The 20943-nt window shown below is 66.4% G+C and carries 28 protein-coding genes; 21 read left to right on the top strand and 7 right to left on the bottom strand.

The window, feature by feature from the left end; all coding sequences use genetic code 11:
- Positions 1-11: 11 nt before the first annotated feature.
- From ACFWY5_RS11495 to ACFWY5_RS11480, 4 genes are all read left to right on the top strand, one after another.
- Entirely contained in the window at positions 12-1319 is a 1308-nt protein-coding gene (locus ACFWY5_RS11495; protein ID WP_379611234.1) for a GTP cyclohydrolase IIa, read from the top strand.
- Positions 1320-1804: 485 nt separating this feature from the next.
- Positions 1805-2515 carry a DUF433 domain-containing protein gene (locus ACFWY5_RS11490; RefSeq protein ID WP_379631510.1) on the top strand — a complete coding sequence of 237 codons (711 nt, stop codon included), beginning with the start codon at positions 1805-1807 and terminating at the stop codon, positions 2513-2515.
- A 7-nt stretch (positions 2516-2522) separates the two neighbouring features.
- A complete protein-coding gene (locus ACFWY5_RS11485; RefSeq protein ID WP_379631508.1) occupies positions 2523-2966 on the top strand; it encodes a hypothetical protein in 444 nt (147 codons plus the stop codon).
- Between the two features lie 119 nt (positions 2967-3085).
- The gene (locus ACFWY5_RS11480; RefSeq protein ID WP_379631506.1) at positions 3086-3394 is read left to right on the top strand and encodes a DUF2637 domain-containing protein; all 309 of its coding nucleotides are present in this window, start codon (positions 3086-3088) and stop codon (positions 3392-3394) included.
- Positions 3395-3641: 247 nt separating this feature from the next.
- On the opposite strand, the gene rhuM (ACFWY5_RS11475) is transcribed toward ACFWY5_RS11480, so the two are convergent.
- Positions 3642-4226: a RhuM family protein gene (gene rhuM, locus ACFWY5_RS11475; RefSeq protein WP_379631504.1), complete on the bottom strand. Its 585-nt coding sequence runs from the start codon at positions 4224-4226 to the stop codon at positions 3642-3644.
- Here rhuM (ACFWY5_RS11475) and rhuM (ACFWY5_RS11470) point away from each other — a divergent pair.
- Positions 4206-4793: a RhuM family protein gene (gene rhuM / locus ACFWY5_RS11470; RefSeq protein ID WP_379631501.1), complete on the top strand. Its 588-nt coding sequence runs from the start codon at positions 4206-4208 to the stop codon at positions 4791-4793. The genes rhuM (ACFWY5_RS11475) and rhuM (ACFWY5_RS11470) overlap by 21 nt on opposite strands.
- Before the next feature lie 35 nt (positions 4794-4828).
- On the opposite strand, the gene ACFWY5_RS11465 is transcribed toward rhuM (ACFWY5_RS11470), so the two are convergent.
- From ACFWY5_RS11465 to ACFWY5_RS11455, 3 genes are all read right to left on the bottom strand, one after another.
- Complete coding sequence (locus ACFWY5_RS11465; RefSeq protein WP_379631499.1) at positions 4829-6010, bottom strand: protein kinase; 1182 nt, start codon at positions 6008-6010, stop codon at positions 4829-4831.
- A complete protein-coding gene (locus ACFWY5_RS11460; RefSeq protein ID WP_379631497.1) occupies positions 6007-6249 on the bottom strand; it encodes a hypothetical protein in 243 nt (80 codons plus the stop codon). The genes ACFWY5_RS11465 and ACFWY5_RS11460 overlap by 4 nt, the downstream gene beginning before the upstream one ends.
- Before the next feature lie 528 nt (positions 6250-6777).
- A complete protein-coding gene (locus ACFWY5_RS11455) occupies positions 6778-7023 on the bottom strand; it encodes a hypothetical protein (protein WP_379631495.1) in 246 nt (81 codons plus the stop codon).
- A gap of 425 nt (positions 7024-7448) precedes the next feature.
- On the opposite strand from ACFWY5_RS11455, the gene ACFWY5_RS11450 reads away from it, so the two are divergent.
- From ACFWY5_RS11450 to ACFWY5_RS11375, 16 genes are all read left to right on the top strand, one after another.
- Positions 7449-8378: a hypothetical protein gene (locus ACFWY5_RS11450; RefSeq protein ID WP_379631493.1), complete on the top strand. Its 930-nt coding sequence runs from the start codon at positions 7449-7451 to the stop codon at positions 8376-8378.
- A gap of 79 nt (positions 8379-8457) precedes the next feature.
- Complete coding sequence (locus ACFWY5_RS11445) at positions 8458-9399, top strand: hypothetical protein (protein ID WP_379631491.1); 942 nt, start codon at positions 8458-8460, stop codon at positions 9397-9399.
- Positions 9357-10424 carry an ImmA/IrrE family metallo-endopeptidase gene (locus ACFWY5_RS11440; RefSeq protein WP_379631489.1) on the top strand — a complete coding sequence of 356 codons (1068 nt, stop codon included), beginning with the start codon at positions 9357-9359 and terminating at the stop codon, positions 10422-10424. The genes ACFWY5_RS11445 and ACFWY5_RS11440 overlap by 43 nt, the downstream gene beginning before the upstream one ends.
- A gap of 81 nt (positions 10425-10505) precedes the next feature.
- Positions 10506-11534, top strand: a complete 1029-nt coding sequence (locus tag ACFWY5_RS11435; protein WP_379631487.1) for a hypothetical protein — start codon at positions 10506-10508, stop codon at positions 11532-11534.
- A gap of 485 nt (positions 11535-12019) precedes the next feature.
- Complete coding sequence (locus ACFWY5_RS11430) at positions 12020-12706, top strand: hypothetical protein (protein ID WP_379631485.1); 687 nt, start codon at positions 12020-12022, stop codon at positions 12704-12706.
- A gap of 170 nt (positions 12707-12876) precedes the next feature.
- Complete coding sequence (locus ACFWY5_RS11425) at positions 12877-13449, top strand: DNA methyltransferase (protein ID WP_379631483.1); 573 nt, start codon at positions 12877-12879, stop codon at positions 13447-13449.
- Between the two features lie 257 nt (positions 13450-13706).
- On the top strand, positions 13707-14018 hold the full coding sequence (locus ACFWY5_RS11420; protein WP_379631481.1) for a DNA methyltransferase: 312 nt from the start codon (positions 13707-13709) through the stop codon (positions 14016-14018).
- Between the two features lie 301 nt (positions 14019-14319).
- On the top strand, positions 14320-14544 hold the full coding sequence (locus tag ACFWY5_RS11415; RefSeq protein ID WP_379631479.1) for a hypothetical protein: 225 nt from the start codon (positions 14320-14322) through the stop codon (positions 14542-14544).
- Between the two features lie 231 nt (positions 14545-14775).
- Positions 14776-14928 (top strand): hypothetical protein, encoded by a 153-nt coding sequence (locus tag ACFWY5_RS11410; RefSeq protein ID WP_379631477.1) that lies wholly within the window; start codon positions 14776-14778, stop codon positions 14926-14928.
- A complete protein-coding gene (locus tag ACFWY5_RS11405) occupies positions 14925-15107 on the top strand; it encodes a hypothetical protein (RefSeq protein WP_379631475.1) in 183 nt (60 codons plus the stop codon). The genes ACFWY5_RS11410 and ACFWY5_RS11405 overlap by 4 nt, the downstream gene beginning before the upstream one ends.
- Before the next feature lie 190 nt (positions 15108-15297).
- A complete protein-coding gene (locus tag ACFWY5_RS11400; RefSeq protein WP_379631473.1) occupies positions 15298-15555 on the top strand; it encodes a hypothetical protein in 258 nt (85 codons plus the stop codon).
- A 12-nt stretch (positions 15556-15567) separates the two neighbouring features.
- Positions 15568-15867 (top strand): recombinase family protein, encoded by a 300-nt coding sequence (locus ACFWY5_RS11395; RefSeq protein WP_379631891.1) that lies wholly within the window; start codon positions 15568-15570, stop codon positions 15865-15867.
- 87 nt (positions 15868-15954) lie between these two features.
- Positions 15955-16176 (top strand): zinc ribbon domain-containing protein, encoded by a 222-nt coding sequence (locus ACFWY5_RS11390; protein ID WP_379631471.1) that lies wholly within the window; start codon positions 15955-15957, stop codon positions 16174-16176.
- Between the two features lie 140 nt (positions 16177-16316).
- Positions 16317-16685: a hypothetical protein gene (locus tag ACFWY5_RS11385; RefSeq protein WP_379631468.1), complete on the top strand. Its 369-nt coding sequence runs from the start codon at positions 16317-16319 to the stop codon at positions 16683-16685.
- A 162-nt stretch (positions 16686-16847) separates the two neighbouring features.
- The gene (locus ACFWY5_RS11380; protein ID WP_379631466.1) at positions 16848-17321 is read left to right on the top strand and encodes a hypothetical protein; all 474 of its coding nucleotides are present in this window, start codon (positions 16848-16850) and stop codon (positions 17319-17321) included.
- Positions 17322-17326: 5 nt separating this feature from the next.
- A complete protein-coding gene (locus ACFWY5_RS11375) occupies positions 17327-17626 on the top strand; it encodes a helix-turn-helix domain-containing protein (RefSeq protein ID WP_379611235.1) in 300 nt (99 codons plus the stop codon).
- A gap of 353 nt (positions 17627-17979) precedes the next feature.
- Here ACFWY5_RS11375 and ACFWY5_RS11370 read toward each other — a convergent pair whose 3' ends face one another.
- The 3 genes from ACFWY5_RS11370 to ACFWY5_RS11360 are packed head-to-tail and all read right to left on the bottom strand — an operon-like array spanning position 17980 to position 20929.
- Complete coding sequence (locus ACFWY5_RS11370) at positions 17980-18720, bottom strand: sugar isomerase domain-containing protein (RefSeq protein ID WP_379631464.1); 741 nt, start codon at positions 18718-18720, stop codon at positions 17980-17982.
- On the bottom strand, positions 18717-20009 hold the full coding sequence (locus tag ACFWY5_RS11365) for a hypothetical protein (RefSeq protein WP_379631462.1): 1293 nt from the start codon (positions 20007-20009) through the stop codon (positions 18717-18719). The genes ACFWY5_RS11370 and ACFWY5_RS11365 overlap by 4 nt, the downstream gene beginning before the upstream one ends.
- A complete protein-coding gene (locus ACFWY5_RS11360) occupies positions 20006-20929 on the bottom strand; it encodes a BadF/BadG/BcrA/BcrD ATPase family protein (protein WP_379631460.1) in 924 nt (307 codons plus the stop codon). The genes ACFWY5_RS11365 and ACFWY5_RS11360 overlap by 4 nt, the downstream gene beginning before the upstream one ends.
- Between the last annotated feature and the right edge of the window lie 14 nt (positions 20930-20943).

The raw sequence follows: 20943 nt of genomic DNA, 5'->3' as shown, positions 1-20943 counted from the left end.
TCATGGATCGGTTGCGATCCGAGACACGGTCGAGGGTGGCCATCGGGGTCGTCGGGCCGCCTGACCTGGTCGAGCAGATCATGATGATCGGCGCCGACCTGCCCGCCGCCGCCGACTGGCGGCTGGTGGGCGCGCCGCTGGCCGGTGAGCACGAGACCTACGAGAAGTTCTCCAAGATCGCCGACAGTATCGACGTGGCTCTGTTCACCGGGCCGCTCCAGTACGACCTCGCCCGGCAGGGCGGCGAACTGCCCATGCCGGCCACGTTCGTACCCATGAGCGGGGCCAGCCTTTATGCCGCTCTGCTGCGTGGAGTGCTCGCCGACGGTATCGATCCGGCCAGGGTCAGCATCGACTCGCTGCCCGCGGCCGATGTCGAAGAGGCTTACGGGGAGATCGGGGTCAGCACCGCGGGAGTGCACCTTTCCGAGTACGACCAGCCGGAGTCCGCCCGTGGGTTCATCGGCTTTCACGAGCAGCTTCATCGGCAGGGGGTGACCACGGCCGCGCTGACCACGATAAGGAGTGTGGCCAAGGCGCTCACCGCCGCCGGGGTGCCGGTGCTGCGGATGCTGCCGACCTCCCACACGCTGCGGCTGGCGCTGAACACCGCCGCCCTGCTCGGTACGGGGAGCCGGCTGGAGGAGGGCCAGATCGCCATCGCCGTGGTCGAGCTGGCCGCATCCGCGCGGCCCAGCTATTCGGGGCCCGGTAACTATTGGCAGCAGGAACTGAAGCTCTCCCTTCACCAGTCGCTTCTGGCCGACGCCCGGGTGATGGGGGCCACCGTGGTGCCGCGCGACGAGAACAGCTACGTCGTCACCGCCACGGTCGGTGCGCTCGCACAGGCCACCGACGGGTTCCGGGTCGCCCCGTTCATGGACCGGGTGCGGTCGGAGGCGGGGGTGCCGGTCGAGGTGGGGATCGGGCTCGGCACCACCGCGCGGGACGCCGACGCCAACGCGCTGGTCGCCGTGGAGAAAGCCCGGAATGCCGGGGCGGCGGCGGCCTACATGGTCAGCGGAGACGGGACCGTCCTTTCCCTGCCACTACGGCAGCGTAGACGGGCCGAAAGCGAGCCGGTTACCGCTACCAAGGGGGCCAAGCTCCTGGAACGCCTGGTGGCGGGGCTGGGCGATGGGCCGGAGGCGCTGGTGGTGGATGCCGAGATCGTGGCCGACGTGCTGGCGGTGGCGCCTCGGTCGGCTCGCCGGGTTCTGCAGAGTCTGGCGGAGGAGGGGCTGGCTTGGCCGATGCCACCGGTGAAGGGCTCCCAGGCGGGCCGCCCCCGCCAGCCGTACCGGTTGGTCCGCCCTTAAAGGTCCTCGCTGTCGCTCGGGCGCTTCGTCTGCCCCACCCGTTGCCCATCTGGATGGTCAGCCAGCTGGACCCCACCCCGACCGAAAGGACCTCGCTCCGCTCGGACGTCCTGCCTGGCCCCACCCGTTGCCCATTTGGGTGGTCAGCCAGCTGGACCCCATCCCGGGACAATGGTCCTCGCTCCGCTCGGGCGCCTTGATCGAGCTTGCGCGTGTGGTAGGGCACCGCAGATTCCACCGGAGCCGGCCGACTGTGCCACATCGAATCGCCCTGAAGACGACGGGCGGCCACCATGCGTCACCGGAGGTTGTCGAGAGGCGCCCCTGTCCAGACACGTAGTCGGTAGCCAGGGGAGGGTGCGACTGGGTCGTCGGCGGGCGGCGCGAGCCGTGGACTCACATGAGTAGCCAGATCATCGGGTAGAGATCGCATGCGTCCCCGCACATCGTTCTCTAGGCTGTGGCCATGAAGGGAGGTGGCAACGATGGTCGTTCGCAATGGCCTTATCCATGACTTCCGCTACGTCACTCCCTTGTACACGAAAGGGCAGGCAGCCGATCTCATCGGCGTGCCTCGGCAGTCGTTCCGCAACTGGGCGGTGGGTTATGCCTACAAGCATGTGGACGGTCTGGTCGTGGCGGCCGATCCGCTCGTGACGACTGCGGGCGCGAAGGGGCCGACCGTCCCCTTCGTTGGCCTGGCGGAGGCGTACATGCTCGCTGCGTTCCGCAGCGCCAAGGTGCCCATGCAGCGGATCCGTCCGGCCATCCGCTGGCTGGAGGAGAACATCGGCCTCGGGCAGGCACTGGCGAGCGAGAGGCTGATGACCGACGGCGCCGAAGTGCTGTGGGACTTCCGGGAGCAAACGGATGATCCCGCCGAGCGGGAAGCGATTGACGGGCTTGTGGTCATCCGCAGTGGCCAGGGGGTGTTCCGGCCGGTTGTCCGAGACTATCTGCGTCGTGTCACGTATCAGGATGGATGGATGCGGGTGATCCATCTCCCCGCGTACGAGCGGGTCGATGTGACCGTCGACCCCTGGGTCAACGGTGGTCAGCCCACTCTGGCGCGGCGCGGAATTCGCGTTGCCGACGTACTTAGCCGCCTGGAGGCCGGAGAGGACAGCCGAGAGGTCGCCGAGGATTATGACCTGCGGCTGAACGAGGTCAACGCGCTCCATCCCCGAGCCGCTTAGGAGACGAATGGCGTGCGAGGCGAGGGAGTCTGGGCTGGCCTTCTTTCTCGATCGAGGCTTAGGCTCACGGATTGTGCCGAACGCCCTTCGCGCCGCCGGGTGGGTCCTGGAGACCATGGACGAGCGGTACGGGAAGGATGAGTCTCAGCAGATCGAGGACGTGCGGTGGATTGAGGAAGCCACGCTGCGCGGAGACATCCTCCTGTGCAAGGACCTGGCTATCACGCGTAACCTCGTCGAAGCGCGGGTGATCTATATGAGTGGCGCTCGAATTTTTGCCCTCTCCAACGCCGGCATTGTCGGAAGGGAGATGGCCAGTATCTTTCTCACCAATGAAGCAAAGATCATCCACATGGCGCAGAGGGTAACTGAACCCTTTGTGTTCGCGGTGGGAGCCGATGGACTTCGACGAACCCGAGTCCGATACCCGGTCGAGGGTTCAGATCTTTGAGCCGGGCCTGACGCACGAGTGGGATCGGCCTGTGTTCGTTTAGTTGTTGGTGTTCGCGCGGGCCATCATTCGCAGAGGGTTCTACGACGCTGGGCGGTCAGCCCCGGCGCGTGCAACGCATGTCGGAGGGTCGACACCAACAATCCCCAATGGACGCGGAGCACCGAGTTCCTCGCCGGAACGGTGGGGGTGTGAGATGCGCTCCGACCGCTGGATCCGGCTCACGACGACCGCGAGCGTCTTTGCTGGTCGCACTGATCGCCGCCGTCGTCTCATTCCGTCACATGCACGAGCTCGCTCTGCTGCACGGCGAGGATCCGCTGGCCGCTGCCCTCCTCCCGGCCACCGTGGGTGGCACGATCGTCGCCGCCTCGATGTCCCTGCTTCCCGCCACCCGGTACGGCTCACGCGGTGGGCTGCTCCCGTAGACCCTGCTCATCATCGCTGCCTGGCGAGCCTGGGCGCCAACGTGGCGATCGCTGAGCCATCCTGGATCGGGAGAAACGTCGCGGCTCGAGGCCCCGGGGCAGGGCTCACGGCGGCGGGCTCCTGACCGGACACTTCAGCAGCCCGCATGGCGCTGGGCGCAAGAGAACCTCCATCCGGATGGAGACCTGCCCAGTGGTGAGGCCATTGCGGAGGCCTTCGAGCGCTCAGCTGGCTGGGGTCGCTTCGTCAGGTAGGCAGGCCTGGCCGGTGAGCTGGGTTGATGAAGTGAATTCGCCCATTCGTAGCAGGCGTGAGGCATACGCTCGGCGTATGACCATGGACGGGGCGGCAGAGCGGGGTGGAGAGCTCAGCGGCCGTATACCCGGTCACGGCATAGATCAGTTTGTTCTGCACGGTCGCGAAGAACGTCCTGGACCGCTGCGCGGTGGGGTCGTAATCACCCGCGGCCGCGAACAGATCCCGAAGCTTTTGGTAGAAACGCTTCTCCGAGGCACGGATCTCACGGATCCGCTCAAGCAGCTCATCGAAGTAGTCGAACCCGCCAGGGTTCTTGAGCCGCTCGTCATTGAGGACGAACCCCTTGACCAGGTATTCCCGCAGCACCGTGGTCGCCCACGTGCGGAACTGAATGCCTCGCGCCGACCGGACCCGGTAGCCGACCGCCAGGATCATATCCAGGCTGTAGACCTGCACCTGCCGACGAACCTCACGAGAGCCCTCGGTCCGAACTATCAAGTCCTGCTTGATAGTTGCCTCCGAGACCTCGCCGTCCCTCAAGATCGCGAGGATGTGCAGGTTGATGTTCTGCACGGTTCGATCGAACAGCTCGGCTATCTGGGCCTGCGTCAGCCAGACAGTCCCGTCGACCGCTCGGAACTGGATCTCCGCACGCCCGTCCTCGGTCCGATAGAGGATGAGCTGATCGTCAAGCGCGCTGACCCAGCGCTGCCGAACATGGGACTGACCTCCTGGCAGGGGTCGCGGGTACGCAAGGGCGACGTCGGTACGGCGAAGAACTACCTGACCCAGGACGAGGTCACCGACCTGAACATGCTGACTACGCAGTTCCTGGACTTCGCTGAGTTGCGTACTCGCCGCAGGCAGCAGATTTCGCTGACCGACTGGCTGGTGGCGACGGACCGGTTCATCGAGGTGAACGAGATGCGCGTGCTGACCAGCGTGGGCAGGGTGTCGCACGAGGAAGCCGAGCGGATCACGCACGAGCGGTATCTGACCTTCGACGATCAACGTCGGGCATTGGAGAGGTTGCGCGCCGAGCAAGAGGCTGTTCAGGACGAGCAAGAACTATTGAGGTGGGCGGCTGCTGACAGCATTGAGGAGCTGGAACAGATCGACGACTCGCATGAGGAAGAGTAGAAATTTGTACTGATGGCGCCTTGTGAATCGGCGCGTCAGATCGCCCCGAGAAGTTGTCGCACCCGCTCTGTCGCGGCGTGCTCCTCGCCATAGACACGACGAAGGTCGGAGAGCAACTTGGACAGCGTCAGTCTTGCCTGGTCAAGGCGACCGGCGTCGCGCTCCAGTTCGCCGATCTGCCGCCTGAGCTCAAGAGCTCGCGGATCGTCTTCGCCCGAGGTGTCGGCCAGGAGCGCGGTCATGAGGTGCAAGGCCAGGTCGAGGTCACCGAGGTGGGCCTGGCAGATAGCCTCTTGGAGCCGGTGGTGGAACGCTTGACTCGGCTCGCTGGACTTCGCGAGCTGCCGGTATTCGAAGGCGGCCTGCTCGTAATCCTCAGCGGCCAGGTAAGCCTCGGCGAGCTGCTCGCGCAGGCCCTGCACGCTGGGGGCGTGGGTTAGGGCTTCTTTGAGCAGCGAGACGGCTTCACCGTAGCGCGAGTCTCTGATCAGAGACCTCGCATCGCGCCGTGCCCGTCTGATGTCACCTTCGCTGAAGTCATCGCGTAGCGTCGCCGGGGCGCTTACCTTAGGCGCCGGTTGTCCCACGACGGTCGTGCGGCTCAGAGCGCGGGAGTAGAGCATCAGCGGGCTCGGGGACTCCGCCGTCATGTCACCGAGTGGACCGGGTCCCGAGAGGTACGGCATGAGCCGCTCGTAGACCTCGCGCATGTCCTTGGGCCGGTTGGCCGGGTCCTTCTCCACCATGGCCAGCAACAGCTCGTCGAGTCCTCGCGGAATGTCGGCCCGATACTGGCCAGCCGGTTCGGCCGGTGACGTGACGTGCTGTGTCTTGATGTTGTGGTCGTTGGCGCCGGTGAACAGAGGGCGGCTGGTGGCAGCTTCGTAGAGGACGCATCCGAGGGAGTAGACGTCGGTACGCCCAGAGGCGGGTTGGGCCTCGATCTGCTCAGGCGACATGTAGGCGGCGGTCCCGAGCTGCTGACCAGACATGGTCAGCGTGGTCAGGGTCGCGTCGTGCAGGAACGCCAGGCCGAAGTCGAGGACCCGTATTGAGCCGTCGCGGCAGAGCATGAGATTGGAGGGCTTCAGGTCCCGGTGCAGAATGCCCTGAGAATGGGCCGCGTCCAGAACGGAGGCGACCCAGCCGATCGAGAGTGGGGCGTGCTCGGCGATGACATCATGCAGACCGTTGCCCTCGATGAACTGCATGATCATGTAGTGGCGGCCGTTGTCTGAACCGAAGTCGTAGAGCGCGGGGACACCGGGATGAGCAGCCTGGACAGCGCCTTGGCCTCCCTACCGAACCTCTCGACGAGTTCAGGGGTCGGGAGCAGGACGAACTTGATCGCGACGCGGCGGCACAGCATGGTGTCCTCGGCACCCCACACCTCACCCATCCCACCACGGCCAAGGCGGAGTGCATCAAGGCGATAGCGGCCGAGGAAGTCGTGCACGGCTGGCTCCAAAAGGGGTTACTCGGGTGTCAGGCTCCCGTCGGGGAGCCCGCTAATCCCAGCGGGGACAAGGCTATCGCTGATCTCTCGCAGTGATCTCGTGGTGTCCTCAAGCGTAAGAAACTGAGCGAATGTCTTGCCGTACCGGCGCTGCTCCTCGATCGCCAGCCTGGGCAGTGAGGCCCGCCGCGGGTCCAGCCGTACGGTGGAGCCGGACCGGCTCTCGGCACGCAGGCAACCGGCGAGGAAATAGGGATCGAGGCGCTCGGGGTCTGTCCGAAAAGCAGCAACTGCGGCCCGAGTACGGCTCCCGCCTGAGTCATCACCCGCGGCACTGAGCCGCTGGCCGTAAGCGTCGAGGCGATCACGTCGCCCTTCTCGATAAGGACCAGGCCGGGGGAGTCGCTGGTTCGGCCGGTGGGCACCCGGTTGAGCAGGAGATCCTTTGGCATGAGGACGGGGACCTGGCTTCCTTCCCCAAGTTTCAGTGATCCCTGGAGGACGGTGACGACACCGGCGCGCGTCAGCTCACCCAGGCACCAGGTGCGCCCAGATGGCGTCCTTCAGCTCGTCGCTGGCCTGCGGCGTGAGCATCAGATCCTTCAGTTCACCGAGATTGATCGGACGCGAAGGTACTCCATGCGCGATGGAGCGGCCGTCTACCGAGAGCTGGTTCGGGCCAGCGATCAGCAGCTGGAACGCCCTGTTCGCCGTGCTCAAGGCGTTCTGGCTGAACTTCGTCGAGGCAGTGCTGTCCTGCAGGTCGATAGCCATGGTGTCTCCCTCGTGAGGTCGGGCCGGATCGGTCCGTCAAGGTCTCGACCACCGGATGGGAGGGACTCAGAGCGTCGATGGGAGAAGCGCGGAGACGAAGAAACTGCCGAAGCCGCTCCCATCTGCTAGCTGACCTGCGGCGATAAATAGATCTTGGAGTGACGCTCATGTAGCGCCCCAAGGCCGCCAGCCCGCATCTGACCTGCTGGTATGTGCTCGGCTGAGCGGGCCGTCCAAGTTCTCGTCAAGCCGTCGCGCTGCGCCTGACGACGGTGGATGCGGTTCGTGGCGCATGCCTCACCGGTTGAGGTTGTAACACCTGCGGCCGCAGAGCGATGAGACGAGACATGTGGCTCGTGCCTGATCTTCCTTGATTGCCGAGGGGTTAGGTGAAGCCCGACAGACCTGTGCATACGGGAGTCGTCATGGACGCGTACCGCGAGCTGCAACAGTTCGGTCACTTCGATCAACTCGGGTTGAAGCTGCTTTTCAAATTGATGCGGGAAGAGGTACGCCGGTTTCCGGTGCTGGAGCCCGGCTCGGGGTGGACCGAGGACTCAGTGTGGGATTTGGTGCAGAGGTTTTTCGTCGCGAAGGGGCTCCAGGTTACGGCTGCGGTCTTGGCACAGACAGCGGACCTTCCTTCGATGGAGCGCTACCTGCGCAGGTCGATACGGAACTTCCTTGTGAGCGAGGCACGCAAGACCCCGGTGGGGTCGGTGCGACGCAAGATCGAGGATTTGCTGGCCGCGACGTCGAAGTTCGAACAGGTGCCGTCCGGTACTCCCGGTGCCGGTCGCTGGCAGTTGGTCGGGGCGCAGTTCGCCCCTTACGCGGGAGAGTTACGGCCATTAGTCGCTGCGGCGTACTCGGTACCTGGAGTACACGCCGTCCGTTGGTCTGGTGAGCGGCGTGCGCCGCTGGCCAGTGACGATTCGTTGGTCGCCATCTTGGAAGCGGTGTTTTCGGCGGCCACCGGCTCACTTGAGGTTGCAGCGCTCACATGGATCTTTCTGCAGCGTTTCGCAGCCGCCGCGGAGTATGCCGACGCAACTCTTGATCAGACGGCGTTCGACTTGGCTGTCGCGCCGTTCGAGGATCGACCTGATGTTCTCGTCGAGGTTGGAGAGCGAGCTCAGGAGGTGTTTGCCCAGTTGTCCCCGTCGCAGCGGGCTCTGCTGCCGCATCTGAACAAGTCGGCGGGTGACCAGATGCAGGTCTTAGGCGTCGGCCGGACCCAAGCATACGAAGCGGCCAAGAAGCTCAAGGCTGTATTGAGTGAGCTGGTGCCCGATGATGACCTGCGCGAGAACGTGATGCTGGAGGTACTACGGCTGTGTTTGGTCAATCCGTAAGGGAGCCCGGACGAATGGGGCCGTTTCGGCGTCAGCCATGGTGTAGGCCGTCAACCCGCTCGATGGAAGGGTGACCGTCGTGACATCCAGTGAGACCGGCCGAGTGCCAGAGCGTCTGGTTGCTCTGGCGCAAAAAGCAGCCGCTCCCCAATTAACGGAGGCGGCCCTCGTACGCCGATTCGGACCCCGCTCAACCTGGGTGCCGGCGCGCGGGCAGATCTGGCGTGCTCTCCGTGACGACATCGGTGTGTTGGTACTGCTCCTTGCCGTAGACACCAACTCGGTGACCGCCGTTCCTGTGACGATCGAGCTCATCGCAGACAATTCCGAAGCCATGCTGATCGAGGATGAGGTCACTTCTCTCCAAGGTGCAGTAACCGTATGGCCAGGGCTGCGCCGGCAGCTACCGTCCAGCACGCTGGACAGGCCCGTCGACATGGTGGGCGCCGATCTCTTAGGACGGATCGTCGACCGGGTAACGCGACCAGGAGAGGTACCTGGGGCCGCCAGCTCATGGTCGGTCGATCCGGCGTTGTCCGAGGCCAAGGCCGCGTTGGAAGACGATCTGGCAGCGATGGCTGAGGTGACCGCGACTGAGGCCGAAACAACCGAAACGGAGACCACAAGCGGTATCAACATCGACGCTCTCGAGCCAGAGGTGCTTGATGAGGTCGCTGCACGGCTGAATGTCCCGCTCCCAGTCGTTCTCGACCTGATTGACGGCAAGCGGGCGACGACGGGTCAAGAGGCCGCCATCATGCGTGAGATACTCGGCGCCGCGCCTACAGCTGCTCCGCCTCCGCTGGGTCTCGTCAGGGAGCTCAACCAGCCTAGGTGGCGAGGTCTGGCCCGGCAGCGTAGGCGTCGGGAAGAGCTCACCGACAGTGAGGCCCGTCTCGCCATGGCCTATGAGGTCAGTGCGATGGCGGCGCGGCAGACCGGTGATCAAGAACCTGCTTGGCCCGATCGGATTCGCCGATGGGCGGAAGCGCATCAGCTCGATCCGGACGCCGCAGAATGAACGTTCTTCGTGTTGAGGCTGTTGCACAAGCGCACCGCATGCTGCAACTTCTCGAGAAGAGGTGGCCGGGCGCAGCTGGGCGGCTGAATACCGACGCCCTCAATGAACTCGACGCTTGGCCCGACGTGCAAGTCCGCAGGGTCCCTGACGAGATGATCGGGACGCGATGCTCTGTCGCGGGCGGGTACGTACACTCCACTACCCCACCTACTCTCACCGTCACCGAGTCGCTGAGCCTCCGGCGTCGACAGTTCACTGCCCTCCACGAACTCGGGCACCACCTGCAAAAGACGGACGCCAGGCTGGCCCTTGCGGTTCGCCGGCAGTCGGCGGCCCCTGAAGCGTTTGAGGACGCTGCATGTGACGTGTTCGCCTCGCTGGTGCTCATCCCGGACGACACGCTTCAGCCCCGTCTTGATGGCCGGTCGCCATCCGCCGGCGACGTCGTCTCGTTGTTTGAGCGGACGCAGGCGTCCCGTGCCGCCTGCTCTGTTCGGATCGCTGAACAGTTGGGCACCGACGGCATTGTCGCGGTACTGGATAGCGCGGGGACCGTATCGTTTGCCGCCACCCATGGCGAGGTCTACCCTCCGGCCCGAGGCTGGAGTCAGGCAGACACGCCGTTGGTCCGGGCGGCCCTGCACCGCCACACCAACGTGCAGGTCGACGACACCTACGTGCAATACAGATCCGGATCGACCAGCGTTCGGCTCTACGGTGACGCCGCATGGTCGGGCGACTATCTGATCACCGTTGCCGTCCTGGATCGGCCAGGCTGGAAGTCCTTCGCTCTGCCGCGCACCGGCTCCAGCGGCTTTGTCTCTCGGCAGGAGCTCTGCGAGGTCTGCGAGGAACAGTTCTTCCCGGCGGAGAACTGCTCGAAGTGCCGCACCTCGCGCTGCCCGGCTGGGCATTGTGCCTGCACTTACGCAGCCGACCGCCAGTGCGAGCGGTGTTTTCTCACCCTGAATCCGAATCAGTTCGCCAGCCCCACGGCGCGGATGTGTAAGGAGTGCGCGGAGTAGCCGGACGGACCAGTGAGGTTCGGCGTCAGTAGGTGTGACAGGGGCGAACGGGCCCCTCTAACACCTGAAGGGACCCTCACCGTGGGTTACACCAACGACTATCTGACATCCGTCGGCAGCGACATCGCTGCCGACGACGCCGCATTGACCGAGACCCGGGGACGGCTCGCGCTTGTCCGCAAGATCGCGATTGGCTTCCGGGGAGCGCACCGTACGTACGCTTCTGGGTCTCTGGCACATCACACCATCAACGACCCGGTTACTGACGGCGATGGAGGCGTTGTGCTGAACCGGAGCTACTACCCTCAGCTCGGCCCGGACGGTGGTGGGGAGGCGCCCAACAGCGTTGCCGCCGATCTGTGTGCTCTGCTTGGGCCCGAGATTCGGAACACCTACCCGAATGCCCGATGCGGAACCTCGAAGCGCGGGCCGAAGATCACTTTCGGCGAGCCTGTTAACGGCCAAGACCCTTCCGTCGACCTGGTCCTCGCGCTCACGCGCCGCGAGGGCAGTGGGCTGTGGATCCCCAATCTGCACATGGATCGCTGGGAGGCCTCCGATCCGGAGAAGCACGTCGAGCTCCTCAACGGTGGCACGGTGGCGCTGCGCCGCACCCGCCGCCGGGTCATCCGGCTGGCGAAGGCATGGAACAAGCAGTGGACCCTACCGGGGCTTTCCTCGTTCCACCTTTCGGCGCTGGCTCTTGAACATGTCACACCGGGCATGAGCGTCGCCACCGGGCTGCACGCCGTTTTTGATGAGGGAGCGACCTTCCTCGCCACCGGTTGCAACACCCCGGACCCCGCTGGGGTCTCCAATCCTCTGAAGCTGATGAAGGGCGTTACCCGCGAGGCCGTGGTTCAGCGACTGCGTGCCGCGGCCGACGCAATAGCCGACGCTTTGGCCCATGACGACGATGAGACCGCTGTACAGTCCGCCCTGCACAAGGTGTTCCGAAACTATGTCGAGGCACCGGCGAGCGATCAGTTGGCGGCGGTCGTTGCGGAGATGCGGCCCCGTACGCCGATTACCACGGTCGCGCTAGGGCTCTCCGCTCCGGCGGTTGTAATTCCGCCGACTCGGGCATACGGCGGGCGCAGGGCGTCGTGAGACGAGTTCATTCCTATCGGCACCCCGCCTGGTTCGAGCGTCCGGTGAATCGCCTGAGGCTCATCGCCGACTTGCATGCTGTGGGGGATGACGTCGCTGTGGTGAGGACCGTTAAGGCGAGATCGGTGGCCGGACGGCGAAAGGGGTTCGCCGTCCGAGTCACCCTCACACCCACTGGCCTCGATGCACAACGGGTGACCGTTGCGTTCGCCGTCAACAGCCCAGACACCCCGCAGATCTACGTGCCCGGCCCCAGCTCGCCTCACCGCTACGACGACGGAAGCCTCTGCATCTGGTATCCAGGCGACCCGCTCTCTCAGCGCTGGCGCTGGTACGACGGTGGCGTTGCCCTCGCCGGGCACATCTGTGCTCACTTGATCCGTGAGGCCTGGTGGCACCAGACCGGGGAGTGGGTGGGAGAGGAGGTGCCCCACAGTCCACAATCACCCCTCGCGTGGCACGCAGGCTAGGCCAAGACTAAGAATATGACCGGCCCTACCCTCGACCTGTCCAACGCTGTTGCACCTGCGATGTCCACCACAGGGATGCCAACTGTTCAGCCGTCAACCGTAAACATCGCTGTGGCCCCTGCCGTGGGTGACGGCCTCCTCGCCGCAGTGCTGTCCGGCGCGGTTGTCGCCGCTGTGGTGACCGCCATGATCAATTCAGTTCTCGCCCGGCGTAGCACCCGTCTCGAGGAACGGGCACGGGTCCGCAGCACCCTGGCGGAGGCATACCAGGCATACGCCGACTACAAGGAGTTTCCCTACGCTATCCGCCGCCGTCGTACGGACCAGAAGGAAGCTGAGCGAATCAGGTTGTCAGAGGAACTCCGCAAGGTGCAGTCCCGGATCTCCTACTACCAGGCATGGACCCGTGCCGAGTCACCAGAGACCGGCGCCGCCTATAGCGAGTTGATTGCCGCAGTGCGCAAGATTGCCGGCGGTGCGATGCACGAGGCATGGAAGGTCCCCGGGCTTGAGAATGACGAAGGCATGAACATTGGCCCCGATCGCGTCGACCTCACGGACCTGGGGCCATCGGAGGAGAAGTTCATTGCTAGTGTTGAGCAGCACGTGGCTGCGATCACGTCTCCCTGGTGGAAACGCACCGGTACCTTGGCACGGACATCGGTGTTGGCCCTCAGAGAACGCTCGACTCCCAAGGCGTGATCAAGTGTCGGGCGGAGTCCCACTGACCCGTGTGGCGCCTCTTGGCCCATGGTGACGAAGTTTGGTTCCAATCGGCACTGATCAAGTGGTATTTCAGTGCATGGGAACGGGTGGCCGTCACGGGTCACCGTAAATGAGCAAGAACCAAGGACCGTGGTCTAAAGGCTCGCGTGCTGCTGAGAGGCGGTTGGTGCCGCTCTCGGTGTGGCTGTGTTCTGACACCACGGTCGGAACGCCGAAGACCGAGGGACAGCCCGCGCACTACCGAAGCAGTATGCGGTCGGCATCACCAGGCTGTAGGGCGGGAGTTGGCGCGGCATCTGATCGATGCCTGTTCTCGTCCGGGTGGGGTCGTCACGGATGTCTTCACGATGAGCGAGACGGTGCTCGTGGCGGCGGCGGAGATGGGGCGGCTGGGGGTCGGGTGCGTTCCGCGTTTCCCGGTCGCGCAGCATCTCGTCGGTCGGCTGCGGCAGGTCCTCTCAGCGGAGCAGCGGGCGGTGGTGAGGGTGCGTCCGTACGGGCCGCAGGAACTGCGCGAGGCTCTACTCGGGTTCGCGGGTCGGGTCGAGTTGCTAATCGCGGCGCTTCCGCCTTATCCGGAATCGGATGGCCGGGCGATTCGGCGTTGGTCCCGTGCCCGTTGTGCAGGTCGGAGCGACCGACGCTCAGTGCGCCGCAACTGGGGCGGTTTCTGGAGGATGCGCGGCATGTTCTCGCGCCGGGTGGTCACGTGGCGGTGATTACGACGGCGCGGCATGAGCGGGGTCGGCTGGTGGACCTCGCGCCGGGGATTATCCGGCGCGCAGATGCGGCCGGGCTGGCCTATGTCCAGCACGTCATCGCGGTTCGTGTTCCGGTCGAGGGGGACGCGCTCGTTGTTCAGCCGGAGCCTGCGGAGTTGGCGCAGCTGCGCCGTGTTCAGTCTGCGGAGTTGCCGCCGGTTGCGTCGGTACACGCGGACGTTCTCCTGTTCACTCGGACAGGCTGAGGCGTTCCGATGAACGAGAATGTTCTGCCGTCGGTGCTGGCCACGGGCCAGCTGCAGTCGCGGGTCCAGCGGCGCGGCCGGTATATCGCGGAGTCGATGAGGCATCCGGGCAAGATGCTCCCGTCGATCGCCTCCCAGGTGATCTCCGCCTTCACCGAGCCGTGGGATCTGGTGGTGGATCCGATGTGTGGGATCGGGACCACGTTGGTGGAGGCGGTGCATCTGGGGCGGCACGCGGCGGGGATGGACTACGAGGAGGACTTCGCCGGCCTCAGCGCTGCGAACGTCCAGCACGCCCGCTCTCAGGGTGCTGATGGATAAGCCAGGGTGACCTGTGGGGACGCACGGAACATCGCGGCCGTGCTCGCGGATCTACGGGGCATGGCCTCGCCGCCGTACGGCGTCCGGACACATGGGCATGTCCGCTGTGGAAGCCGGGAGGGCGGCGGACCAGTCAAGAAGTCGAATCACCGGTACTCCATCGACAAGGGCAATCTTGCCCAGCGGCCGCTGCTGCAGCTGATGGAGGCCTTCGCAGATTCTCGCCGGTTGCGAGGAGCTGCTGCGGCCCGGAGGAGTGGTCGCGATCACGGTTCGGCCGATTCGGGTCAATGGGCGGCTCGTGGATCTTCCCGGTCAGGTCATCGAGACCGCGGAGGCGGCTGGCCTGGTGCCCACTCACCGCCTGGCGGCGTTGTTGTACGGCCTGCGGGACGGTGAGCTGGTGAATCGGGCGTCGTTCTTCCAGATGCTGGAGGCGTGGAGGGGCCAGGAGAAGGGGCGGCCCGTGTACGCGGCAGCGCATGAGGATCTCCTCATCCTGAGCAAGCGAGGGGCCCAGGGATGAGGGCCGCCCCTACTCCGGCCGCGGGGCCAAGCACGAGGGCGCTAGCCTTCTCTGTCCACAGGCTGTGTGCGGCCGTCAGCGGCTGGACGGGCCGAGTGGTCGCGTCCAGGTGGTGATTGACATCGGCCATCGAGTCGAGCGGTCATGTGGGTCCGCCGGGGTGGGCGGGCCGGTAGGGCCCGGTCCGGTCGCCGGTGGGATGCGGGGACTCGTTCCGAGCCGGGGCGAGTCGTGAACGGGGCAGGGGGCGGGCTGCGGTTGGTGGTGCCGGGGGAGGAGTTGAAGCTCACCCCCGGCGCGGCCGGCGTGCTGCTCCGGAGCCTGCTCAAGGCCGTCGCCCGCGTGAAGCAGCCGCAGACCGCGGAAGAGGGGCAGCAGAAATGACCATAAGGTTCGGCTTCGACGGCCAGGTGTCGATCGAGGGCAACCAAGACCCAGAAGCATCGAGGGCTTGGCAGTTGCATCGGGCGCGGGCGCTGATCGAGTCACGGGGCGGCGAGATCGTCGCGGAGTTCTTCGACGTCGACAAGTCCCGCTCGATCCCCTGGCAGCTCCGGCCGTAAGCGGCGGCGTTGATCGAGGAGTTGAAGGATCTGCGGCGGGGCTTCGACGCGGTGGTGATCGGGGAGCCGCAGCGGGCCTTCTACGGCAACCAGTACAGCCTCACATTCCCATTCTTAGAGCACTTCGGGGTGCCACTGTGGGATGCCCGAGGTCGGTGGGCCGATCGATCCGGTGAATGAGGCCCACGACATGATCATGGGTGTCTTCGGCGGGTTGTCGAAGGGCGAGCGGAACCGCATCAAGATCCGGGTACGGGCCGCGATGGCGGCCATCACCGCGACCGAGGGCAGGTTCTTCGGCGGCCGTCCGCCGTATGGGTACCTGCTCCAGGACGCGGGGCCGCACCCGAACCCGAGTAAGGCGGCCGACGGCCGGAGATTGCGGAGGCTGGTGGCCGATCCGGTCGCCTCGCGTGTGGTGCGGTGGATCTTCAGCGAGTTCCTGTAGGGTCGGGGCTATCTGGACATCGCCGAAGATCTGACGCTGCAAGGCATTCTCTCTCCGTCGGCCAGTGATCCTGAACGGAACAAGCACCGGGATCAGCAGGCGTGGTCGAAGTACGCCGTCCGGGTGATCCTCACCAATCCGCGCTACACCGGTCACCAGGTGTGGAACAAGCAGCGCAAGGATGAGGTCCTGCTGGATATCGAGAACGTCGCGTTGGGGACGACGACCAAGCAGCGGTGGAACGCCAAGAATCAGTGGATCTGGTCCGAGTATCCGGTTCACGACGCGATCGTGAGCGTTGAGGAGTACTAGCGGGTCCAGGAGATCCTCTCCAGGTGGGCGAACGGCCAGTACAGTCAGCGTCCGCAACCGACCCAGCGCCCGTACGCCTTCCGGGGCATGCTGTTCTGTGGTTACTGCGAGCGTCGGATGCAGGGCGACTGGAAGAACCGGCAGGCCTACTACCGGTGCCGCTTCCCCGCTCAGTACGCCGTGGTCAACGAGCTCGACCATCCGAAGGTCGTCTATCTGCGGGAGGCGGAGATTCTGGATGAGGTGGACAGCTGGCTGGGGACCGTGCTCGGGCCGAGCAGGCGATCGACCCGAACGAGGCGGGCCTGATCGGTCTGTGGAAGCGACTGTCGCAGTGTGATCGGAAACTCAGCCAGTACCGCTCGGCGCTCGACGCCGGAGGCGACCCGAGCGAGATCAGCTCGTGGATCAACGAGACCAAGAGCGAACGAGCCCGCCTGGAAGGGGAGTTGAAGGCCGTTCCGGCCGCGCAGCGCATCAGCGCCGAGGAAATCCGATCGATGCTCGAAGAAGTCGGCGATCTGGTGCGGCTCGTTGGGGAGGCGGGCGCGGAGGACAAGGCCGCGCTCTACACGCAGCTCGGTTTGAAGCTCACGTACTACCCCGGACAGCAATATGTGGAGGCCCGGATCGAACCGGAACCGCCACAATGTGCGTGCGGTGTGTGTCCGAGGGTCGACACCAACCACATCCCAACGGACCCTGACTTGCCGGAACGTTGGGGTTGTGAGGTGCGTCCCGACCGCTGGAACCGGCGTACGGTGGCTGCGAGCTTGGCGAGTCTGAGCGCAACGTTGCTGCCGCTGAGCCGTCTCTGATTGGCCGGGTCATCGCGGTATGGCCCTCCTTGTGTTGATCGGCGCCTACGCGATGCTCATGTGTCAGATCCGTCGTTTCGCGAAGCCGCACGAATCCGGTGATGATCCGGAGCCCGAAGCAGTAGCAGTACCGTCGCGCGCCGGATCGGGCGTTTCAGCAGCATGCGTGGCGCTGGCCAAGACAACCTCCTGCCGGACGGCGTGCCGATCGGCACACTGGGGCGCCTGGCGAAGAAGGCGGGCCTGACAGGTGAACTGGGCTATACGCCATTCGTAGGACGGCCCACTTGCCTGCCGTATAACGTCCGTGTTACGACGTGGGAGAGGTGCAACTGGAGCCGGAGGTCGACAGTCGACACTCTCGGCCAGGACGATCAGGAGACGGCTGTCTTCTATGTCGATCTTCTGGTGGGGTGGGGCGCGCTGCTCGGCGAGCCGTACACCAGGCAGTTGCACGGCAAGCTCCGGGAACTTCGCTTTCATCTCTCTCGCGAGACCATGATCGCCTCGGGTAGGAGGATCATCCTGCTCACGGTGTTCAAGAAGCAGCGGATGCGTGAAGCTGGTGAGATCGAGCGGGCGATGCGGGCCATGGGGCGGTGCATCGCTGAGGCGCACACGGCAGATGAGGAGTAATGGCCATGGGGGAGCGCAAGGCGTGGGCCGACAAACGTGCCGAGATCATGAGCCGTCCAGGCGCCGGTGCCGCATATGAGGCTGCTCGCCTCCGGTTCGAGTTGGGGGAGGCGGTACGGCAGCGCCGCGAGGAACTCGGGCTCACGCAGGCTGAGCTGGCTGAGCGGGCCGGCCTGAAGCAGCCGGCGGTCGCGCGTTTCGAAGCGGGAGGCACTATGCCCACCATTCCCATGCTGGAACGTCTCGCCCAAGCACTCGAAGTGCGGCTCAACGTCCAATTTCAGCCACTCCAGCAGGCCTGCTAATCCCGGCCTACGCCGATGGTTAGGCTGATCCTCTTCGCGCCCCCGACGTCGTAGACCGCGGAGGGCGAGACTGCGGTCGAGGGCCAACAGCCGAACGGGGATCTCCTGGGAAACTTGGGCTGGCGCTACACGGGATGCGCAACCTACTCATCCGGCTCGGGTCCAGCCTCAGCCGCGCGGCCAAGCACCCAGGCCCGTTCGCCACTGGCTGCGACGGCCCAGCACATCATGTGGCACCCACGGGTGAACGTCCACATCCAACCGTTCGCCTCTTGGCCCAGGGGCCTGATCGGCTGTCGTCCGGAATGGACTCGCGTGGCGCGCGTCAGCAATCAGGGCCGTCCGGCAGGGGGTCAGGCGTCGCCGAGGCGGACGCGGGGCCCGTATTTCCGCAGCAACACCGCGTTGTGGGCGTCGCCGCCCGGTGTGTTGGCTGAGCGGAAGATCGGGGGAGTCTCGCCGGCGGTCAGGTGGTGGCCGACGACTTCGGCCACCAGCATCTGGGCCGCCAGTACGCCGGTGAGGTTGGAGATCGGGCAGATCGTGGTGCCGTCGGGCAGGGGGAGGGCGGCGTCGCCGTACGGGGCGCCGTTGTCGATGGTGATGTGGGCGAGGTCGGCGAGGCGTGGGCCGGACGGCAGGCGGGACGTGTGCGCGCGGGAGGTGATCGCGATGACCTGGTGGCCGTGGGTCACCGCCAGTTGCGCCATTTCGACGATGGCGGCGTTGCCGCCGGAGTTGGAGATGATGACGAAGATGTCCTCGGGCTGGATGGGGGCGAGGGCCCAGATGCGGGCGGCGAGGCCGGGTTCGCGTTCGATCTTCGGGTCGAGGATGTCGGCGGGGGAGGCGTCGCCGTAGTAGGCCACGTCGCGGATGCCGAGCTGGTTGGCGGGGACCAGGCCGCCGGCCCGGCCGACGAGTTCGAGGGCGACGGAGCGGGAGTGGCCGGTGCCGAACGCCTGGAGTACGCCGCCGGCCCGCAACGACTCGTAGATCAGGGCGCCGGCGCGGGCGATCGTGTCCCGTTCCTTGGTCACCAGCCGGTCGACGGCCGACCTGGCGACCTCCGCGTACGCGTCCTGATCGATCACGCTTCCTCCAATAGCTGTCGTGCGGTGTCGGCGAGCGTCTCGGCGCTGCCGGGGGCGACGGCGCTGACGAGCACCTCGTAGTCGGCTCGCCCGTACGCCTCGGCGGTGGGCAGGTAGCCGGGATAGCCGTTGACGTAGCCGAGGACGGCGATCGGGCCGCGCCCGTTCCGGATGTTCTCGGCCACTCCGAGGAACGGCTCGCCGGGCAGCCCGACCAGCCCCAGCGCCCCGACTCTGGCCACGCTCACGTCCACGGTGATGGTGTCGGTGATTGACGGGGTACCGAGGGCTCTGGCGCGTACGCCTTCCAGCCTGCTGCGCGCCAGCCGGGCGGCCACCGGGTCGCCCGCGGCCGTGGCGTGCTCGTAGTCGGTGGCGAACGAGCCGAGGTCGGCGTCCCGCTGGGCCCGGCGCAGGTCGCGTCGTGCCCGAGCCGTCCCGATCCGGTCGGTACCCGCCCAGGCCTGGTCACCCGGCTGAGCCAGCAGCTCGACGCAGCGGTCGGCGACCAGTCCGCCGAGCCGGTCCAGTTCGGCGGCGTCCTGGCCGAGGCGGGTGAAGCGGGTGCTGACGTTCCCGGCCGCGCCGGTCGCCACCACCACCCACACACCGTCCCCGAGCCGCGCCCGCAACGCCCTCCGCACCGCCCCCGCCAGGTCCGCGCTTACCAGGAGGTTGCTCGCGGGCAGCACGGTCGGATGCACCGGCAGCACCACGATCACCCCGGCCGGCCCGCCGTCCCCTCGCACCGCGATCACGTCCAGCGGCACCGTCCTGGCCGCGTCGGGCCGGCTGCGGTCGGCGCCGACGCCGTGCAACTCACCGCGATGAGCCGTCCCGTCCGCCGCCCGCTCACTATCCACAGCCCTGTGTACGGCGGCGCGCACCGCACCGGAAACCCGCTCCAACCACGGCCCGGGTGTGACCCCGCCCCCGGGCACACACCCGGTCTCGGGACCCGCATGGGTATGGCTGGCCGCCAGCCAGAGCTCACACACCGGCGGGACACCCCCGTCCCGCCCGGCCGGAGGTCCCGCGTGTTCTTCCCGCGCGAGAGCCGCGTGCTCGTCCAGGTTCACGGCCCGGCGGGCGTACTCGGCCAGGTCGGTGTTGACGCAGATCACGTCGGCCACGGCCAGGGCGAAGCGGCGGTCACCGTCGGACCAGGTGACCGCGCTGACCCCGAGCGGGTCGAGGGTGCCGGTGGAGGGGCCGGGGCGATCGATGTACCCGCCCATGGGGGTGCCGTCGGGCACGGGTAGTTCGGCGAAGCCGTATCCGACTCTCACCGGGCCGCCTCGTGGTGGGTGACGGTGGCCAGGGGCGCGTAGGGGCCGAGGCCGGGGGCGGCGGCGAGGAGAGCGGCGCCGGTCAGGCTGTCACCCGCCGCCTGGCCGATGCGAGCCAGGGGCAGACGGGCACTCAGCTCCGACTCGAACCCTGCTCGCAGCCGTTCGTCGCGGAGCAGGCGTCCGGTCCAGGCGACGGGTACCTCGCCGGTGAAGTGGCGTGCGGCGGCGGCCACGGTGCCCGCCAGCTCCGTGGCCGCCGCGTCTACGATCTCGCCGGCCGCCGCGTCGGTGGCGGCCAGCTCGAACACGTGCGGGGCGAAGCGGGCGATCCGCGCCACCGCGTCGGGTGCGAGGTAGAGGCGGTGGGGCAGCGTGGCGAGATCACCGAAGACCTCCCGCGCCCGCACCGTCAACGGCCCCGCCGGTCCCCTTCCGTCAAAGCCCCGGCAAGCGGCATCCAGCCCCCGCCGCCCGATCCAGAACCCGCTCCCGGCATCCCCGAACAGAAACCCCCACCCATCCACCTGCACAGCCGAGCCGCCACCCGGCTGCTGAGGCCCGTCTGGCCGAGCTGGTGGGATGCCGAGGGCGATCGCGCCGGTTCCGGCGGCCAGGACCACGCCGGTCCCGGCCGGAAAGGCGCCCGCGTGCGAAGTGACCACATCCGTAGTGATGATCACCCGCCGCGACCGCTCCAGCAACCGCCGAGCCAGCCGATCGGGCGAGTCCAGCAGCGTGGTCAGCCCCAGGCAGACGGTGTCGACACCCTCGGGCACCTCCAGCCGGGCGAGCACGGCGTCCACAGGCGACCCTTCGGCGTACGAGAGCCCGGCCAGTTCCCTGACCTCGCGCACCCGCCCGCGAGAAGCCAGCGCGACCCGCAGCCCGGTCTGCCCGCCGTCGATCGCCAAGTCCATGACACCCCACCCTA

It is taken from the genome of Nonomuraea sp. NPDC059007 (genome assembly GCF_042740555.1).
Lineage (GTDB): Bacteria > Actinomycetota > Actinomycetes > Streptosporangiales > Streptosporangiaceae > Nonomuraea.
The sequence above is the reverse complement of the archived record's forward strand: the minus strand, read 5'-3'. Positions and strand labels throughout refer to the sequence as shown.

What these genes read in the sequence shown, in the direction of transcription:
- ACFWY5_RS11455 (WP_379631495.1), bottom strand. Translation starts at nt 7,023, where the DNA reads ATGGCTATCGACCTGCAGGACAGCACTGCCTCGACGAAGTTCAGCCAG.
- ACFWY5_RS11420 (WP_379631481.1), top strand. Translation starts at nt 13,707, where the DNA reads ATGAACGAGAATGTTCTGCCGTCGGTGCTGGCCACGGGCCAGCTGCAG.
- ACFWY5_RS11400 (WP_379631473.1), top strand. Translation starts at nt 15,298, where the DNA reads ATGATCATGGGTGTCTTCGGCGGGTTGTCGAAGGGCGAGCGGAACCGC.
- ACFWY5_RS11485 (WP_379631508.1), top strand. Translation starts at nt 2,523, where the DNA reads ATGGCGTGCGAGGCGAGGGAGTCTGGGCTGGCCTTCTTTCTCGATCGA.
- ACFWY5_RS11490 (WP_379631510.1), top strand. Translation starts at nt 1,805, where the DNA reads ATGGTCGTTCGCAATGGCCTTATCCATGACTTCCGCTACGTCACTCCC.
- ACFWY5_RS11480 (WP_379631506.1), top strand. Translation starts at nt 3,086, where the DNA reads ATGTCGGAGGGTCGACACCAACAATCCCCAATGGACGCGGAGCACCGA.
- ACFWY5_RS11375 (WP_379611235.1), top strand. Translation starts at nt 17,327, where the DNA reads ATGGGGGAGCGCAAGGCGTGGGCCGACAAACGTGCCGAGATCATGAGC.
- ACFWY5_RS11430 (WP_379631485.1), top strand. Translation starts at nt 12,020, where the DNA reads ATGACCGGCCCTACCCTCGACCTGTCCAACGCTGTTGCACCTGCGATG.
- ACFWY5_RS11360 (WP_379631460.1), bottom strand. Translation starts at nt 20,929, where the DNA reads ATGGACTTGGCGATCGACGGCGGGCAGACCGGGCTGCGGGTCGCGCTG.
- ACFWY5_RS11405 (WP_379631475.1), top strand. Translation starts at nt 14,925, where the DNA reads ATGACCATAAGGTTCGGCTTCGACGGCCAGGTGTCGATCGAGGGCAAC.
- ACFWY5_RS11465 (WP_379631499.1), bottom strand. Translation starts at nt 6,010, where the DNA reads ATGATCATGCAGTTCATCGAGGGCAACGGTCTGCATGATGTCATCGCC.
- ACFWY5_RS11450 (WP_379631493.1), top strand. Translation starts at nt 7,449, where the DNA reads ATGGACGCGTACCGCGAGCTGCAACAGTTCGGTCACTTCGATCAACTC.
- ACFWY5_RS11380 (WP_379631466.1), top strand. Translation starts at nt 16,848, where the DNA reads ATGCGTGGCGCTGGCCAAGACAACCTCCTGCCGGACGGCGTGCCGATC.
- ACFWY5_RS11390 (WP_379631471.1), top strand. Translation starts at nt 15,955, where the DNA reads ATGCTGTTCTGTGGTTACTGCGAGCGTCGGATGCAGGGCGACTGGAAG.
- ACFWY5_RS11440 (WP_379631489.1), top strand. Translation starts at nt 9,357, where the DNA reads ATGGGCGGAAGCGCATCAGCTCGATCCGGACGCCGCAGAATGAACGTT.